At 60.6% G+C, this 15,753-nt stretch carries 16 protein-coding genes and 2 pseudogenes; 16 read left to right on the forward strand and 2 right to left on the reverse strand.

What is annotated here, in order from left to right:
* Nucleotides 1–226: 226 nt before the first annotated feature.
* The 7 genes and pseudogenes from PYR71_RS27950 to PYR71_RS27980 form a co-directional block, all read left to right on the forward strand.
* Nucleotides 227–940 (forward strand): annotated as a pseudogene (locus PYR71_RS27950) (ArdC family protein); the annotation flags it as partial.
* Nucleotides 941–1,104: 164 nt separating this feature from the next.
* A complete protein-coding gene (locus tag PYR71_RS27955) occupies nucleotides 1,105–2,529 on the forward strand; it encodes a tyrosine-type recombinase/integrase (protein WP_077991331.1) in 1,425 nt (474 codons plus the stop codon).
* Nucleotides 2,530–2,606: 77 nt separating this feature from the next.
* The gene (locus PYR71_RS27960) at nucleotides 2,607–4,313 is read left to right on the forward strand and encodes a hypothetical protein (protein WP_245435278.1); all 1,707 of its coding nucleotides are present in this window, start codon (nucleotides 2,607–2,609) and stop codon (nucleotides 4,311–4,313) included.
* 59 nt (nucleotides 4,314–4,372) lie between these two features.
* Complete coding sequence (locus PYR71_RS27965) at nucleotides 4,373–6,460, forward strand: integrase (protein WP_425350911.1); 2,088 nt, start codon at nucleotides 4,373–4,375, stop codon at nucleotides 6,458–6,460.
* A complete protein-coding gene (locus PYR71_RS27970; RefSeq protein ID WP_077991337.1) occupies nucleotides 6,457–7,038 on the forward strand; it encodes a hypothetical protein in 582 nt (193 codons plus the stop codon). The genes PYR71_RS27965 and PYR71_RS27970 overlap by 4 nt, the downstream gene beginning before the upstream one ends.
* The gene (locus PYR71_RS27975) at nucleotides 7,031–7,582 is read left to right on the forward strand and encodes a hypothetical protein (protein ID WP_077991339.1); all 552 of its coding nucleotides are present in this window, start codon (nucleotides 7,031–7,033) and stop codon (nucleotides 7,580–7,582) included. Before PYR71_RS27970 ends, PYR71_RS27975 begins: the two co-directional genes overlap by 8 nt.
* A 32-nt stretch (nucleotides 7,583–7,614) precedes the next feature.
* Nucleotides 7,615–7,827, forward strand: a pseudogene (locus tag PYR71_RS27980) (zincin-like metallopeptidase domain-containing protein); the annotation flags it as partial.
* A 110-nt stretch (nucleotides 7,828–7,937) separates the two neighbouring features.
* On the opposite strand, the gene PYR71_RS27985 reads toward PYR71_RS27980, so the two are convergent.
* Both PYR71_RS27985 and PYR71_RS27990 read right to left on the reverse strand, forming a co-directional pair.
* Nucleotides 7,938–8,120 carry a hypothetical protein gene (locus tag PYR71_RS27985; protein ID WP_016737443.1) on the reverse strand — a complete coding sequence of 61 codons (183 nt, stop codon included), beginning with the start codon at nucleotides 8,118–8,120 and terminating at the stop codon, nucleotides 7,938–7,940.
* 768 nt (nucleotides 8,121–8,888) lie between these two features.
* Nucleotides 8,889–9,260, reverse strand: a complete 372-nt coding sequence (locus PYR71_RS27990; RefSeq protein ID WP_004673403.1) for a hypothetical protein — start codon at nucleotides 9,258–9,260, stop codon at nucleotides 8,889–8,891.
* A gap of 98 nt (nucleotides 9,261–9,358) precedes the next feature.
* Here PYR71_RS27990 and PYR71_RS27995 point away from each other — a divergent pair, with 98 nt between their 5' ends.
* Genes PYR71_RS27995 through PYR71_RS28035 form a run of 9 tightly spaced genes read left to right on the forward strand, consistent with a single transcriptional unit; the run spans nucleotide 9,359 to nucleotide 15,753 of the window.
* Complete coding sequence (locus PYR71_RS27995) at nucleotides 9,359–9,895, forward strand: hypothetical protein (protein ID WP_077991342.1); 537 nt, start codon at nucleotides 9,359–9,361, stop codon at nucleotides 9,893–9,895.
* Between the two features lie 3 nt (nucleotides 9,896–9,898).
* Nucleotides 9,899–10,567: a lysozyme family protein gene (locus tag PYR71_RS28000; RefSeq protein WP_077991344.1), complete on the forward strand. Its 669-nt coding sequence runs from the start codon at nucleotides 9,899–9,901 to the stop codon at nucleotides 10,565–10,567.
* Nucleotides 10,564–10,863, forward strand: coding sequence for a TrbC/VirB2 family protein (locus PYR71_RS28005; protein WP_077991346.1), 300 nt, complete (start codon nucleotides 10,564–10,566; stop codon nucleotides 10,861–10,863). Before PYR71_RS28000 ends, PYR71_RS28005 begins: the two co-directional genes overlap by 4 nt.
* A gap of 5 nt (nucleotides 10,864–10,868) precedes the next feature.
* On the forward strand, nucleotides 10,869–11,207 hold the full coding sequence (locus tag PYR71_RS28010) for a VirB3 family type IV secretion system protein (protein WP_077991347.1): 339 nt from the start codon (nucleotides 10,869–10,871) through the stop codon (nucleotides 11,205–11,207).
* Nucleotides 11,200–13,566, forward strand: coding sequence for a VirB4 family type IV secretion/conjugal transfer ATPase (locus PYR71_RS28015; RefSeq protein WP_077991348.1), 2,367 nt, complete (start codon nucleotides 11,200–11,202; stop codon nucleotides 13,564–13,566). The genes PYR71_RS28010 and PYR71_RS28015 overlap by 8 nt, the downstream gene beginning before the upstream one ends.
* Nucleotides 13,563–14,264 (forward strand): P-type DNA transfer protein VirB5, encoded by a 702-nt coding sequence (gene virB5, locus PYR71_RS28020; RefSeq protein ID WP_077991351.1) that lies wholly within the window; start codon nucleotides 13,563–13,565, stop codon nucleotides 14,262–14,264. The genes PYR71_RS28015 and virB5 overlap by 4 nt, the downstream gene beginning before the upstream one ends.
* Nucleotides 14,261–14,494, forward strand: coding sequence for an EexN family lipoprotein (locus tag PYR71_RS28025; protein WP_007636178.1), 234 nt, complete (start codon nucleotides 14,261–14,263; stop codon nucleotides 14,492–14,494). The genes virB5 and PYR71_RS28025 overlap by 4 nt, the downstream gene beginning before the upstream one ends.
* Nucleotides 14,495–14,496: 2 nt before the next feature.
* Complete coding sequence (locus tag PYR71_RS28030; protein WP_077991353.1) at nucleotides 14,497–15,429, forward strand: TrbL/VirB6 family protein; 933 nt, start codon at nucleotides 14,497–14,499, stop codon at nucleotides 15,427–15,429.
* 39 nt (nucleotides 15,430–15,468) lie between these two features.
* On the forward strand, nucleotides 15,469–15,753 hold the full coding sequence (locus PYR71_RS28035; RefSeq protein ID WP_077991355.1) for a hypothetical protein: 285 nt from the start codon (nucleotides 15,469–15,471) through the stop codon (nucleotides 15,751–15,753).

The raw sequence follows: 15,753 nt of genomic DNA on the forward strand, positions 1-15,753 counted from the left end.
TAGACTGGATTTTTCATTTCTGCCTGGGTTTCAAACCTGTCTCGCCGTGGTGTTGCTGCATCCCGTCCTGCCCCGGCTTTTGGTCCTGCCAGGCTCGCGCTGCCCGCAACGGCTTTGCCGTCCTTCACTTCGTTGCGGCCCTGCGGGTGCTGGCCGCACTTGCAGCCTGGCTTTTGGACCGCCGTAGCAGGTCGCGATGGCCGCGACCTCGAACGGAGGTTCAGAGATGAACAGGCAGCAATCCAATCAACGATCCGATATCTACAGCCGCATCACCACCAAGATCATCGCCGATCTCAAACAGGGCGTCCGTCCATGGACCAAGCCATGGACGACGGGAGGCTGGACAGCCGAGGTCAGCCGGCCACTGCGCCACAATGGCCAACCCTACACCGGCATCAATGCTCTGCTCCTCTGGTCTGAAGCCATCGCCCGCGGCTTTGCATCACCAAGGTGGATGACGTTTCGCCAGGCAATCGAGCTCGGCGGCGCCGTCCGCAGGGGCGAAACCGGCACGACCGTCGTCTTCGCCAGCTCTTTCATCCGCGCCGAGACGACGGAGACAGGCGCCGAAATCGAACGCGACATCCCCTTCCTCAAAACCTACACCGTGTTCAACACCGACCAGATCACCGGCCTTGATGGCCTTGCCCATTCCATCGCGCCTGACCAGGATTGGATGAGCCGCATCGGTGCTGCCGGCCGCTTCTTTGCCAATACCGGCGCCCTGATCCGCCATGGAGGATCGGCGGCCTATTATGCTGCTGCCCGTGACTACATCCAGATGCCGTGCTTCGACGCCTTCCGGGACGATGCATCCTATGTCGCCGTTCTCAGTCACGAGATGACGCACTGGACCGCTGCACCGCGAAGGCTCGATCGGGATCTCAGCCGCTATGCGAAAGACAGGAGCGAACGCGCCCGCGAAGAGCTCATTGCCTTATCTTGACAGTCTGCACTAACTCTTGGCTTCATGCTCAGGTTGATGCACTCGCTGACGGAGGCGCTTTCCAGGCCGGACGCAGCGCTCCCAAATAGCTGGCGGAGGCCGGCCTGGAGAGTGCCGGGCAAGTTGAACTCCTTCGTTGATTCTGGGCTCCCCGGATGGGGGTCCGGGGGAAGGTTGAGCAACTTGTGGACAATGTAATCGCAGCTTTGAGTATCACCATTCAGGAGCGCAGATCATCGGCGGGGCTTGATGCCTATGTCCCGATGATCCTCTGCGATGGGGCGCTATACGATCCTGATCTGGATCGCTTTTTCCGCGACCTCCCTCTCAACGGCGTTCGCTCCCGCCATTCTCTTCGTGCCTATGGCTACGACGTTCTCGTCTGGGTTCGTTTTCTTTCGGAAGCCTGCGCGAAGACGATATGGCAAGCCGACCGGCATGATGTTCTTGCCTATCACCGCGTCCAGCGCCGCGCCGACGCTGGACAACGCATCTCCGCTGCCTCGTGGAACCGCGCCGTCGCCTGCCTCGACCGGCTATATCGCTGGGGTGTGCAGGAAGGACTGATCGCGGAAGCACCCTTCACGCATCGCTCGGTCTGGAGGCAGGGGTACGCTGGGCGGCGGTCGCAGGTGGCAGCGCGGAACGATGCCTATGAGCCCGCCGCGCGTCGAACCGACGTCAGTTTCGTCACGCTCGATGACTACCGACGGTTTCGGGACGTCGGCCTCAAAACGCTTTTGCCTGACGGCCACGTACGCCCTGGCGCCCGAGATCGCAACGGTATCCGCAATGCGCTGTTCGCCGATCTCCTGGTGACGACAGGTCTTCGGCTGGAAGAAGCATCATCCCTCTTCACCTCCGATCTCGGTTTCGGCGATCAGCGTCCGGGCCGTCAGGTCTGGCTGGATTTGGCGGATGCCCAGACCAAGGGTGATCGCGGTCGACAGATCCTCGTTCCCGCTCGACTGCTCCAGCAGGTGCGCGCCTATGTCGGTGTCGAACGTGCTCATGCCGTCACGAAGTTCCAGCAACGCTCTGCGTGGCGGTCGATCGACCGACCGATCTTCGTTCATCGGGATCGGCATGCTGCCCGGCTGCGGTTGCTTGATGGCGGCGATATCGCACTCGACCTGCTCGATCCGGAGGAACGCGGTCGGATCATTGTCTGCGACAGCGACGGCACGCCGAGCGAACCGGCGATATTATGGCTTTCGGAGATCGGCTTACCGGTGCAGCCGAACTCCTGGGAAGTCGCTTTCGCCCGTGCCTCCAGCCGGTGCAGATCCTTCGGTTTCGATATCAGCATCAGCCCGCACCAACTCCGTCACACCTTCGCCGTTCACATGCTGGCGATGCTCATTCAGCATCGCCTCCGCGATGCTGCCTTGCCTGCCGGGCCGATGGAGGGATATCGGCAAGTTCTTGGCGATCCTCTCCAGCAGGTGCAACGGCTTCTGGGCCATGCCAGCCTGACGACAACATATATTTACCTGGACCACATCGCGACGCGCTCCGATACCGTCGATGCGGCTGTCGAAGAACTCCTGGGACTGCTCCCCTCGGAGGCCACGCTATGAGGGGGCGCCCACGCAAGGGAACTGCGGTTCGTTTTGCGCCAGCCGATGGCGTTGTTCTTCCACACGCCAGCGATCCGGTGCTGGGTCTGCGCTTCAACATCGAGGCGCGGTATGGCGGGTCCGTCGAAGTTGATCTTGTCGGCGAGCATCCTAGACCCTTCGCCCTCGCGTTTGCAGGGGCTCTGCGCCGGCAGTCCGAGCTTGGTGGTCCGCTCGGCGCGCGGAGCACGATCAAGCAACACCTCCAGGCCTATCTCCGCTTTTTCGCATATCTGCGCGAGCATTCCACGGTAAAGACGCCCGCCGATCTGCGCGCAGATGATATCGATGGGTATGAGGATTTCCTCGCATTCGTCGGGATGACCCCGATCCACCGACACACTGTTCTCGCCAAAGCCATCCTCGCCCTGCGCTCGATAGACGCCGACCAGCCAAGGCTTCTGGATGAAGGTGTTCGTCGTCGCCTCAGCTACACTAGCTCACAATCCGCCGGCCGATCCCGACCGCGTGATGCCTATAGCCCGTTCGTTGCAAGGCAGCTTCGCGACGCTGCCCGTGGCGATATCGCCAGGATATTCCGGCGGATCGGGAAGCCGCTGGATGAAGACGACAACTATCCCAACCTTCGCAGAGTGACCGACGAGGCCAATGCCCGGATCGTCGCGTCCGGCAGGCTCAGCAGCGCAGACCCCGCCTTCAAAAGCCTCTATTTCATGAGGCTGCGGCGTGGTCTTCCGGTCTCGACCCTGGCCGAGGATCTACATGCAGGTTTCCATCTGCGTGCAATGGATATTCCTCCTCTGCTGACCTTCCTGTCACTGGAGACCGGCCTTGAGATCGAGTGCTGCAAGGCATTGACGGTCGACTGCCTTCAGAATCCCGGACCCGGCACGATCGAGATCGCCTATGTGAAGCGGCGGGCCCGCGGCGCTGAGCACAAGCACATCCGCGTCCGTGACGGTGGGATCGGAACACCGGGCGGTCTGATCCGCAAGCTGATCGAGGCAACGGCATTCACACGGCAGTTCGTGCCGAGCGAGAATCTTTGGCTCTATTATTATACCGGGCCTACGCAGCTCCGGGCGGGTATCGAGCATCCACATGAGCTCGTCGACCGATGGACCGCAGGCCATGGGATCGTCGATGACAATGGTGAACCTCTTCGTCTCGTTCTTTCCAGGCTGCGCAAGACCCACAAGGCGCTCTGGTATCTGAAGACCGAGGGTCATATGACCCGTTTCGCAGTCGGACATACGCCGGAGATCGCCGCTCGCCACTACGCGGATATCCCCTCGCTGCGACCGCTGCACGAAGCCACCATTGCCGAGGCATTCTCAGAAGTCGCGGCCGCTGCAGGTCCGATCGTTGTGGCGCCCGCCCGGGAAGATTCCTGGCGGCAATGCGATGCGACGCCGGAAGCGCGCGAGAACCGAGACGGTATCCTCAGTGGCGAGCAGGACGTTTGGCTGGCGGCATGCTCCGGGTTTGACCGCAGCCCGTTCGGAGACTCAGGCGAGCCTTGCCCGCAACCGTTCTGGGGCTGTCTCGAATGCCGTAACGCTGTCATCACCGCGCGCAAGCTGCCGGCTATCGTCGCGTTCCTGCGGTTTATCGAAGAGCAGCGGGCGGGTCTCTCCGCGGCGGATTGGGCCATGAAGTTTGGGCGTGCCCATGCTCGCATTGCCGGGCAGGTTCTGCCGGCATTCCCCGACAGTGTGGTTGCCGCAGCCCGTCGCGAGGCAGAAGTGCATCCCCTCTATCTCCCTCCGGAGGCCCGCCAATGAGGGGACTATCGTCAGCAGCCCGGCAACACGATCTGCGCCCGGTTCTCGCGACCGCTCCGTTGAAGCCTGGTTTCGATCGGGACGCTCTGTCGCGCTACAGTGATCCGAGCTGGGATCTCGGCCCGGCCGTGTTTCGGGAGAGCGCCCGTCGCTGTCATGTCACCGTGCATCTCGGGTCTGTCGGGGATACGAGCGTCCGCGAGGCGTTGCGCGAACTCCTCTATGCCCGGCTGAACGTCGATCTGCCGGGTCACCGCAAGATACTTCCTCCCGGCAGTGTCCGGCAGGCGTTCAACCGAGCGCGGCGCTTCTTCGATTTCGTGCGTGATGAACTCGGTGCTGTCGATCTTCACCTGGTCGATCAGCCACTCCTGGACCGATATGCCCGCCATCTCAGTGCCGATCGGGCCCGTCGGCCCGTCATTGTCGCGCAATTACTGGAAGTACCTGCCGATCTCTTCCTTTATCGCGACCATCTGCCCTCCGGAGGACTGCGGTTTCAACCTTGGTCCGGAAGATCACCTGCGCGTGTCGCGGGCTATCGTCACATCTGCGAGAACCGAACGCCGCGCATTCCCGAGACAATCATCTCACCGTTGCTGGCTTGGTCGATCCGGTATGTCACCGAGTTCGCCGCCGATATCTTCGCAGCCCGCGAGGAGATGGACCACCTCGAAGCTCACTGCACCTCACTCATCGAGCAGGACAGCGTTCTCGAACGTAATGACCGGCGGCGCCAGCAGCGTAAGCGGCTTGAGGATTATTTCGGGCGGCTGCGCAGTGAAGGTCGCGGGGTGCCGGTCTGGGGCACTGCCCATAACGGCATGTTTCTCCGGCATCCCGAGACAGGAGAGCTGTCGCCACCCGTCAACGCCCACCTGCTTCACCTGCACATCGGTATCGACACGCTGGCCGAGCCGAAGATGCACATTCAACTCACGAACGGCGCTCCACGCCAGATCAGAGCTGCGGTGCTCGAGCTCGGTGTCGAGACTGGCGGCATGGATACACCCATCTCCATTCTTCCAGAGACCGGCAAGCCCTGGCGGTCTCGCTTCGATGCCAAGACCCTGGCGGCGGAAGAGCGCATGCTGCAATCAGCGGCCTATATTCTCTGTGCTTATCTGACCGGCATGCGAGATTGCGAAGTCCAGGCGATGCAGCGTGGATGCGTTTCTCTGACGCGCAGCGACGACGGCGTGATCATGCGCCATCGCGTGCAATCCGTCGCCTATAAGGGCAAGTCTGCCCAGGGTGAACCTGCCGAGTGGGTCACCATCGAGCCCGTTGCCAGAGCTGTCGAGGTTCTGGAACGCTTGTCTTTTCGGGTCGCTTCCGCCCGCGGCCTGATGACGCTCTGGCCCGTTCTGATCGCAAGGCCTGTTTGCAAGGACCACCTCTCGGCTGAGATCGTCCGCCAGCTCAACCGATTCCGAGATCACCTCAACGACCTGTTCGGAACACCCGACGAGCCAGCGGTCCCGAGCGGACCAGGTGGACAACCCTGGCGTATTACGACGCGGCAGTTCAGACGAACGATCGCATGGCACATCGCCAATCGTCCCTTCGGCACCATCGCCGAAATGATCCAGTACAAGCATGCCTCCGTCGCCGCTTTCGAAGGATATGCCGGCTCCAGCCGTTCCGGTTTCAGGGCGGAAGTCGAGAACCAGCGTAGCCTCGGCCAGCTCGACGACCTGTTGATCTATTTCGACGAGCGGCAGGCCGGAGCCAGGCTGTCGGGGCCTGCGGCGGTGCGGATCGCGAAGACGCTCGACAGCGTATCGGATGATCTCGGGCCGCTTCCGGCCATGATCGCTGATCGCGCCCGACTGCGCACCATGCTCGCGAGCCTCGCGCGGACCCTTCATGTCGGCGTGCTGGCCGATTGCTTCTTCGATCCCGGCATGGCCATGTGCCTGAAGCAGGCCACCAACAACGACAACAAATCGCCGCTAACAGCACTTTGCCAGCCAACGCGCTGTCCAAACGCCTGCATCACCGCTCGGCACCTGCCAGCATGGAAACGTATGGCTGACGATACTCGAAGCTTGTTGAAAGAGAAAAGGCTGTCAAAATTGCAACGGGAAGTACTAAGAAGTGAGCTTGGTCGCATACAGGCAGTTCTGGAGGGAGGGGGGCAATGACAGATTATATTATCCGTGCGTCATTACACGACGAGGCGAATGAGGGGTGGGTCTGGGTCGAAGATTTCCCGTCCCGAAGTTTGATAAAAATAATCCATCAGACAAATGATCGGAGCGTCGTTTGTCAGACCAGAAAGTTCGATAAGAACTTCTTGGATCGCTACAATGCCGAGGGTGCTGGCCGTATAGAGATCAACGAGCTGAAGCAAAACACCATCGTGATGTCTGGGTGGTATCGAGATGCCTTGGGAGGCTTTGGCACTACCGACAAGGATAACGAAACTGGCAAGGTAACACTCAATTTATGCCCGCTCGGGTGCTGGAAACCCTGGTACCAGATGCGTGCTGCGTCACATCATCCAGATATCGTCGTGAGGTTAGGGGTTCGTCTCGGTGCTATAGGAATCTGGGCGGGATTACTTAGCATTTGGCTGGGTCTGCTATCAATCGTTCAGCCCGGCGGATGTGCCAAACCGATAGCAGGGGTCAGCGGTCTTGTCGTGCTGCTCCTAGCGGGCTTCTTCCTAGTTGCTGCATGCTGGCCACCGAACACATCGCCAAGAGGCCGCCATGAGTGAACGAATTGCAATCCTCGGATGGGGCTCTTTGCTATGGGACGGGCGCCCAGATTTCGATAATTGGCATGGGCCGTGGCAATTCGACGGGCCGGTCTTGAAGATCGAGTTCTCACGTATTTCGTCGTCTCGCCTCGGAGCATTGACGCTTGTGCTGGATCCGATGAATGGCTCCGATAACCAGGTTGCCTATTGTCAAAGCTTGAGAAGTGACCTGTCGGAGGCTGTGGAGGATCTCCGCATCCGAGAAGGCACAAGCCTTGCCAATATTGGTTATATCCATCGGGATGGCCGCACACGATCGCGAGATGATGGGTCGGGCTCCATAATTAACGCTTGGGCGGTCACGAGAGCGTTCGATGCCGTCGTCTGGACCAATTTGCAGAGCAATTTCACGCAGAAGACCGGCAAGCCGTTTTCAATATCCGCTGCTGCGGAGCACATTCGATCGATTTCAGAAGATGGGCGCCGCGCGACGCTCGAATATGTCGCCAAGGCTCCAGATTTCATTGACACCCCTTTTCGCCGGTACTGCGCCACGTCCTGAACATCGTATTTTTCGGTTGACTGTCAGGATATATCGCCGAACTCGGCAGCTGCTTTCTCTGCGCCGATCTTGGTATCGTCCCCGAGCTCGAACCACGCCCCGACCATGCAAGCTATCTCGATGACTGGCTCAAGGTTCTCGGCAGCGACAAGCGTGCCATCTTTTCAGCGGCAGCTCATGCCCAGCGCGCGGTCGACTATCTGCATGACTTGCAGCCGGACCTCAACGAGGAGGAGGCGGCGTGAGCCGTCTCCTTCTTAGCCACCCGGACGCCGCCCACTGCCGCGACCCGACGGCCGCAAGCTCCTATCCCGCGAACCGGCGTCTAAAATCGTCAGGCATTGACCTCGCGCAGCTAGTGGGGCGTGTTCACCGGCATATTGAAGTGACGCGCGAAGTATTCCGACGGCGTCGTCATGCGGCCCGTGGTGAGAACCAGCGCATCCCCTCGACCGTCGATGCTGAAAATCACGCGACTGTGCAGGCTTGCAACCTCCTCCGGCAGATCCTCCCTTAGCATCGCGATGGCGGAAGCCATCGTCCGCCGAGGGCGAACGAGAACGATGTCCCGCGCGAACGAGTCGTCGTGCGTAGCATCGAGAGAAGCGTTGATGACAGCGGGTCGTCGGATGATCTATTTGGAACTAGCAAAAAATATTGCTTTGATAAATTTGCGCTGACAGCTTTGGCCGCGGCCTCAACACGAGCGGGTGCCTGCAGCCGCTGGCGCGCATTGGAAAGATGGAGGCGGACGGTTTGAATGGATAAGTTTCAGTCTCCTATGGATAGCACCGTCACTATCGCCGTCGGATAAAAGCTGCAAACAACGTCTTTCCTGTTTCGTCAGATCCTGCCTGGGATTAGCGATCTCTCCGTCCAAACGCGTTGGACCCGTTCATGAAATCTGTTTTCGCTTGGCGCGTAATGCCGGATAGACACTGGAGAGCCAACCATCGGCGCCCTCACCGGTAGGTCATGTTCCAGCCGAGTTCGCCGGTGCGCAACGCGCTCCATATGCTGAGCGGCGACGGAGATAGGGAACGCACGGGCGGGGGCAGTCGGTCCCGCCTCCCTTGACGGCCGCTATGCTGAGGCTCCTGCGGCTGCCCTTGTTCCGCCCTTAGCGTGGCGAGAATTCCCGAAATCCGCCTCACGGCGCCGCTATGCTGATTTCTCCGATACTCTTCATTGTTTGATTGCAACCCGCCTGCGGACGGGTTGCCTGATCGTCCCTGATGACTACCGGCAGCCATGCGATCGGGCTGGCGGATGATTCGCATCTCACTCCATTAAAGCCGAAGATCAGTCAGTTTAACCCCGCCTCCTGGCTGGCGCGGAAAGAGCTCAGCTTGCTCAGGAGGTCCTGAGAGATCTCGAATTGCCGCGCCGTCCCCCGGCCCATGGCGTTCTTCCCCATCGTCTCCACCAGCATTCCCCGCTTTACCAAAAGGTCGACCGTCTCCTTCACACCGCTGCGTGTTAGCTCGGTAATCTCAATTATATTAGAGAGGGTTAGCTTCTGATGGGCCTGAGTCATCGTATAGAGGATCGTCATCATGCCGATCTGCTTCAGCCTCGCCTGCGGGGTCTCGTCCTCCAGCGGATGGTCGAGGATCTCATGGAGAATGAGTCCCGAGAAGGCAAGGTTGTGCCATTGCGTTTTAATCGCGCTTGTCATGTCATTTAACTATGTTATATACGACAGTATAAACGCGGGCAGGCAGATTGAGTCTCCCGAAACGCAATAGGGCGCCATCGTCTCGAAGGATCCTGTTCATGAAAAGCCTTCTCCTGAATTCACTGCTTACGGTCTGCTTCGTTGCGCCACCCTATCTTATTTTCGGCAGTAACGCGCGGGCCGAGGATTGGGGATGCCAGGTTATCCTATGCCTTTCCAATCCCGGCGGGCCGACGCAATATGCAGAATGCCGGCCGCCGATCCAGAAGCTGTGGCGGGAGCTTGCCGAGGGGCACTCATTCCCGACCTGTAGCGGCGTCGGTTTTCAGAGTTCGCGGCCTGGCTATGAGCCCTATTATTGCGATGCGGGGTACAAGCTCACGACTGATAGCGGTCGCGGCGGTCGGCAAGCAACCTGCGTATCGACATCGCCGCAGCCGGTCAGCAACAGCCTCTGCTGGGATGGGAACGACTATACTTCCCGCGACAATTCGGTCCTGTCGCCACATTGGCAGCGCGTGGACGGGCACCGCCAGTGCATGGGCTATCCGATAACGCGCCCGAATGTGCGATCGCAGCCGCGCTATGTCGATGTCACCATCGACGGCGCCGGTAAACAGCGCGTTTGGTATTGACCGATGGGTGCTGCATTCGTCGAAATCGCGCAAACCTGTGCGCCGATGGTTCAGGTGCAGACGCTGGCCGGCGTTGTCAGCCTCGAGAGCCGGTTTCAGCCCTTCGCCATCCGCATCAACACGGGCCCGCCGCTGGCCACCCAACCCGCATCGAAGGCCGAAGCGATCGAGGTTGCCACGTCCCTGATTGGCGATCGCCAGGATATCCAGATCGGCCTTGGCGGCATTGGCATCGAGCACCTTCAGAAACTGAATCTATCCGTCGCCGACGCCTTCGATCCCTGCCGGAACCTCAAGGCCACGGCCACGCTTCTCGACGGATACTACCGCGCCGCATTACGCGCGGGGGATCCGGCTCAGGCCGAAAGGGTGATGCTCCAGTCCTATTATGGCCGCGATGATCCATCCCTCGGCGCCATGGTCAAATATGACGAGCAGGTACGCCAGGAAGCAAAGCAGTTATCGCCGACGCTTGCCTCGCTCACCATTGGCGAACGCGGTGACCAGGCCGGGGCTGGCGGGCAGCCACAGGATGAGGTGGTACCAGCACTTCCCGAACCGCCTTTACAACCCTCCCAAACCGTCGAGGCCGCATCCTGGGATGTGTTCAGCTCAGGGCGGCAATCCTCGATTCTCGTTTTCCAGAATGATCGATCGGAGCAAAGTGAATGATCTCCAAAGCCAGTCTTCGCCCCCTTGCCTCATCCACGCTGATGGCGGCCGCCATTGTCATCTGCCTGGTCGAGCCAGCCTTCGCCCAGGCCGCCGGCATCGAAACCGTGCTGCAGAACATCGTCGACATGCTGACCGGCAATATCGCCCGTCTGCTGGCGGTCATCGCCGTCATCATCATCTGCATTGCCTGGATGTTTGGCTACATGGATTTGAGGCGAGCCGGCTTTTGGATTATCGGGATCGGCGGCATTTTCGGCGCCACCGAGCTGGTCAACACCATCGTCGGGAATTGAGCGCTATGGTGAGCATTCCGAGTCTCGAAGACGACACGTTGTTTCTCGCCTGCACGCGCCCGGCAATGATCGCGGGTGTGACGATGGAGGCGATGGGCGTCAACATCATGCTGACGACCATCCTTTACATCACCGCGGGATCAATCGCCTACGCGCTGGTCGGCATCGTCTTCCATGTCTTGTTTCGCGCGCTCGTCAAGCACGACCACAATATGTTTCGGATCCTGATTGCGTGGATCGAAACCCGTGGCCGCTCCCGCAATGCCTCCTATTGGGGCGGCGCCACGCTCTCGCCTCTGACGCTCACCCGGCGTTATGACGAAAGGGATCTCAGCTTTGTCTAACATTGCGACGCTCCGGTCGCGCGAGCTCGGGCCGGAGACCTTCATTCCTTATGTCAGGCATGTCGACGAGACGACCATTGCGCTCGAATCCCGAGCGTTGATGACGATGATCGCTCTCGACGGCGTTTCTTTCGAGACATCAGACGTCAGGGACCTCAACGGCCTGCACCGAAGCCTGAACACGCTCTATCGCAATATCGCCGACGAGCGGCTGGCGCTCTGGACGCATGTCGTGCGCCGCCGCGACAATGCCTATCCCGAGGGACGCTTCGCCAATCCCTTCTCCGACGGTTTGAACGCGAGATATCGGGAGCGGATGGTGAGGGAAGACCTGTTTCGCAACGATCTCTACCTCACCCTTGTCTGGCATCCCGGCCGGGATCCTGCCGAAAAGGCGGCCAAGCTTCTCTCCCGACTGCGCAAGGCCCGCCGATCCGATACAGAGCTCGACGGGCAGGCTCTGAAGCATCTGCGTGACCGTGTGGCGGATGTCGTCGCCGGCCTGCAGCGCTTCGAGCCGCGGCTGCTCACCCTCCACGAACATGACGGGATCCTTTTCTCCGAGTCGAGCGAAGTGCTCCACCAGATCATCGGCGGCCGGCGGGAACCGATTCCGTTGACGGAGGGACGAATTTCTTCGGCGATTTATTCCGACCGGGTCATTTTCGGGCGCGAGACCGTCGAGATCCGTCACGAGGCCGACAGCCGCTATGCCGGCATGTTCGGCTTTAAGGAATATCCGGCGACCACGCGCAGCGGCATGCTCGATGCTATCCTGACCGCACCTTTCGAGCTCATCCTGACGCAGTCCTTCGCCTTCACCTCAAAGCCCGATGCTCGAACAATCATGGGCCGCAAGCAGAACCAGATGGTCAGCGCCGGCGACAAGGCGGCTTCGCAGATCGAGGAACTCGGCGAGGCGATGGACGATCTCGAATCCAATCGCTTCGTCCTCGGAGAGCATCACCTTGCGCTTGCCGTCTTCGCGCCCTCGGTCAAGGAACTGACCGATCACATGGCGAAGGCGCGCGCCTACCTCACCAGCGGCGGCGCGGTCGTCGCCCGCGAGGATCTCGGCCTCGAGGCCGCTTGGTGGGCGCAATTGCCGGGCAATTTCCGCTATCGGGCGCGCTCGGGCGCGCTCACGTCGCGCAACTTTGCAGCCCTTGCTCCCTATCATTCCTATCCGGCGGGTAAGAAGGACGGCAACGAGTGGGGACCGGCGGTCGCCATGCTCAAGACCGCCTCGGGTTCGCCCTTTTATTTCAATTTCCATCACGGCGACCTCGGCAACACTTTCGTCTGCGGCCCGTCGGGTGCGGGCAAGACGGTGCTGTTGAACTTCATGCTGTCGCAGCTCGAAAAGCACGATCCGCATATGGTCTTTTTCGACAAGGACCGCGGCGCGGATCTCTTCGTACGCGCGGCCGGCGGCACCTATCTGCCGCTGAGGAATGGTGTCGCCACCGGCTGCGCGCCGTTGAAAGCACTGGAATTCACTGCGGAAAACAAAATATTCCTCACCGGTTGGATCGCCAAGCTGGTCCGATCCGGATCTGGCGAACTATCGATCACCGAGTTGCGCGACATCGCCTCGGCGGTCGACGGGGTGGCGGACCTGCCGGTGGAGCGTCGCTCCATCGGCGCCCTGCGCACCTTCCTCAACAACACCGATCCCGAGGGCATTGCCGCACGTCTGCGACGCTGGGAGAGGGGCGGGCCGCTTGGTTGGGTCTTCGACAACGAAGCCGACGATATCGGCATTGGCGCCAGGTTCATCGGCTACAACATGACCGATTTCCTCGACAACGAGGAAATCCGCACGCCGTTGATGGCTTACCTGTTCTATCGCATCGAGCAACTGATAGACGGGCGTCGCATCATCATCGTCATCGACGAGTTCTGGAAGGCGCTGCAGGACGAAGGCTTTCGTGATCTCGCCCAGAACAAGCTCAAGACGATCCGCAAGCAGAACGGTCTCATGCTGTTTGCGACCCAGAGCCCGCGCGACGCCATCGTATCGCCGATCGCCCACACGATCATCGAGCAGTGCCCGACCCAGATCTTTCTTCCGAACCCGCGCGGCGACCGCGCCGACTATGTCGACGGCTTCAAGCTGACTGAGCGCGAATTCGAGCTCGTCTCACGCGAACTCTCCGTCGAAACCCGCCGGTTCATCGTCAAGCAGGGGCACAACAGCGTTGTCGCCGAGCTGAACCTCAACGGCTTCGACGACGAACTTGCCATCCTCTCCGGCCGGACGGCCAATGTCGAGCTTGCCGATACTATCCGTTTGGAGATCGGCGAGGGACGGGAGGATTGGCTTGCCGTGTTTCATCAGAGGAGGAAGACAGGATGATCCGAACAGGAACGATGCGGCCATTGTTCGTATCGGCCGCTCTTTTAGCGTCGGCGATGCTGGCGTCGGCCCAGGGCATCCCGGTCATCGATCAGACATCGATCGCCAAGCAGATCGAGAGCATCACGCAGCTGAAGTCCCAGCTCGACGCCTTGAACCAGCAGCTCCAGCAAGCCCAGCAGCTCTACGGCTCGCTGAACAAGATCACCAACATGGCCGACGTCGCCAACCTGCTGAACGATCCGTCGATCCGCGAGGCGCTTCCCCAGGACTTCAACGCGATCGAGGGCCTGTTCCAAGGTTCCGGCAGCGGCGTCTTCGGCAGTTCCGCTTCGAAATTCCGCCAGGACAACTCCAGCTATCGCACCGATGCCGATGATTTCTATGCGCAGGAACTGTCGCGCATCCAGAACCAGAACGCCGGGCAGATGAGCCTCGGCCAGCAGATCTACGATGCGGCGACCAAGCGCATCGACGGCATCGATGAGCTTCGCCAGAAAATCTCCAGTGCTGCCGACGCCAAGGACATCGCCGATCTGCAGGCCCGCCTCCAGGCCGAGACCGCCTTCCTGCAAACCGATGTCCTGCGCATGCAGGGCCTGCAGATGGTCCAGCAGGCCCAGGTGCAGGTCGACGACCAACGCAAGGCCGAGGACTGGCGCAAGCGCATGGACACGATGGGAGCGGCGCTCAAATGAGGTGGTTTCTTTCCGGCACGGCCATGCTTTTTCTGGCGGCCTGCTCCCCACAGGCGGATAAGATTTACACCGTCGATGAGCTTATGGCCGACGATGCTCTGCTCGCTAGGATTATCGGCGAATGCCGTAACAATCCCGGAGAACTCCGCGATACGCCCAATTGCCGCAACGCCGAGGCCGCCGACGGCAAGCTGCGGCTGGAGCGGATGGGCAAATCGTTGGGAGGCTGACGATGTATCAGGTCTTCAGCTTCGTCGATGGGCAGTTCAAGGCACCGCTCGAGAACTTCATTTCCTCCGGCACGTCAAATATTGCCAGCTGGGTCAGCGGCCCGCTGACGGCGGCACTCACGCTCTATGTCGTGCTCTACGGCTATCTCGTTCTGCGCGGCTCCGTGCAGGAACCGATACTCGAATTCGCCTTCCGCGCAATGAAGCTCGCCATCATCGTCATGCTGGTGAGGAATGCCGGCGACTATCAGACCTACGTCACCAATATCTTTTTCGATGCGCTGCCGCGCGAAATCTCGCAGGCGCTGAACTCCGGCACGGCGCCGAGCGCATCGACCTTCGACAGCCTGCTCGATAAGGGCCAGAAATGCGCCTATGAGATCTGGTCGCGCGCCTCCTGGCCGGTCGATATCGTCACCGGCATCGGCGGCATGATGGTCATCGGTGCGAGCTTCATCGTGGCCGCGATCGGCTATATCGTTTCGCTCTATGCCCGGCTGGCGCTCGCCATCGTTCTGGCCATCGGACCGATCTTCGTCGCGCTTGCGATGTTCCAGTCGACCCGCCGGTTCACCGAATCCTGGATCGGCCAGCTCGTCAATTTCGTCATCCTTCAGGTTCTGGTCGTTGCCATCGGTTCGCTGCTGATCACTTGCATCGACACGACGTTTGCGGCGATCGAAGGCTATAGCGACGTCCTGATGCGGCCGATCGCGCTCTGCGCCATCTGCCTTGCCGCTCTTTATGTCTTCTACCAACTGCCCGGCATTGCTTCAGCTCTTGCGGCGGGCGGGGCGTCGCTCACCTATGGCTACGGCGCTGCCCGCGATGCGCACGAAAGCACGCTCTCCTGGGCGACATCCCACACAGTCAGAGCGGTCGGCCGCGGCGCGCGTTCCGTCGGCCGCCGCCTGACGCCAGGCCGGACCGAATGACGCCCCCAACGCTTCAGATAATCGAACAGGTTTTTTTGGATGCTCCGTATCGTTTTATCGCTTTTGCTGACCGCTGGTCTCGTAGGCTGCGGTTCGATTTCCCACCCGCTGCCCAAATGTGACGGTTATTCCCGCCGGCCGCTGAACCGCGCCATGTGGCAGTGGGAGGATGGCGGAGGTAGGCAGCAGCCGACGACCGGGGCTGTTCCCGCGGAGCCGACCAGTCACGCGGCCGCCTATGTGCCGGAACCATCTTCAGCCACACCGGCCGCTTTCGCGCATTTCGATGTCGCGGGCTCCTACCGTCCATGCGAGGGCGAATGA

Origin of the sequence: Rhizobium mulingense (genome assembly GCF_029194105.1) — a bacterium.
Lineage (GTDB): Bacteria > Pseudomonadota > Alphaproteobacteria > Rhizobiales > Rhizobiaceae > Rhizobium > Rhizobium mulingense.

Excerpts from the sequence above, each read along its gene's own strand:
- PYR71_RS28025 (WP_007636178.1), top strand. The coding sequence starts at position 14,261 with ATGAGGTGGTTTCTTTCCGGCACGGCCATGCTTTTTCTGGCGGCCTGC.
- PYR71_RS27955 (WP_077991331.1), top strand. The coding sequence starts at position 1,105 with ATGGGGGTCCGGGGGAAGGTTGAGCAACTTGTGGACAATGTAATCGCA.
- PYR71_RS27995 (WP_077991342.1), top strand. The coding sequence starts at position 9,359 with ATGAAAAGCCTTCTCCTGAATTCACTGCTTACGGTCTGCTTCGTTGCG.
- PYR71_RS28010 (WP_077991347.1), top strand. The coding sequence starts at position 10,869 with ATGGTGAGCATTCCGAGTCTCGAAGACGACACGTTGTTTCTCGCCTGC.
- PYR71_RS27985 (WP_016737443.1), bottom strand. The coding sequence starts at position 8,120 with ATGGCTTCCGCCATCGCGATGCTAAGGGAGGATCTGCCGGAGGAGGTT.
- PYR71_RS27970 (WP_077991337.1), top strand. The coding sequence starts at position 6,457 with ATGACAGATTATATTATCCGTGCGTCATTACACGACGAGGCGAATGAG.
- PYR71_RS28030 (WP_077991353.1), top strand. The coding sequence starts at position 14,497 with ATGTATCAGGTCTTCAGCTTCGTCGATGGGCAGTTCAAGGCACCGCTC.
- PYR71_RS28035 (WP_077991355.1), top strand. The coding sequence starts at position 15,469 with ATGCTCCGTATCGTTTTATCGCTTTTGCTGACCGCTGGTCTCGTAGGC.
- virB5 (WP_077991351.1), top strand. The coding sequence starts at position 13,563 with ATGATCCGAACAGGAACGATGCGGCCATTGTTCGTATCGGCCGCTCTT.
- PYR71_RS27990 (WP_004673403.1), bottom strand. The coding sequence starts at position 9,260 with ATGACAAGCGCGATTAAAACGCAATGGCACAACCTTGCCTTCTCGGGA.
- PYR71_RS27975 (WP_077991339.1), top strand. The coding sequence starts at position 7,031 with ATGAGTGAACGAATTGCAATCCTCGGATGGGGCTCTTTGCTATGGGAC.
- PYR71_RS28005 (WP_077991346.1), top strand. The coding sequence starts at position 10,564 with ATGATCTCCAAAGCCAGTCTTCGCCCCCTTGCCTCATCCACGCTGATG.
- PYR71_RS28000 (WP_077991344.1), top strand. The coding sequence starts at position 9,899 with ATGGGTGCTGCATTCGTCGAAATCGCGCAAACCTGTGCGCCGATGGTT.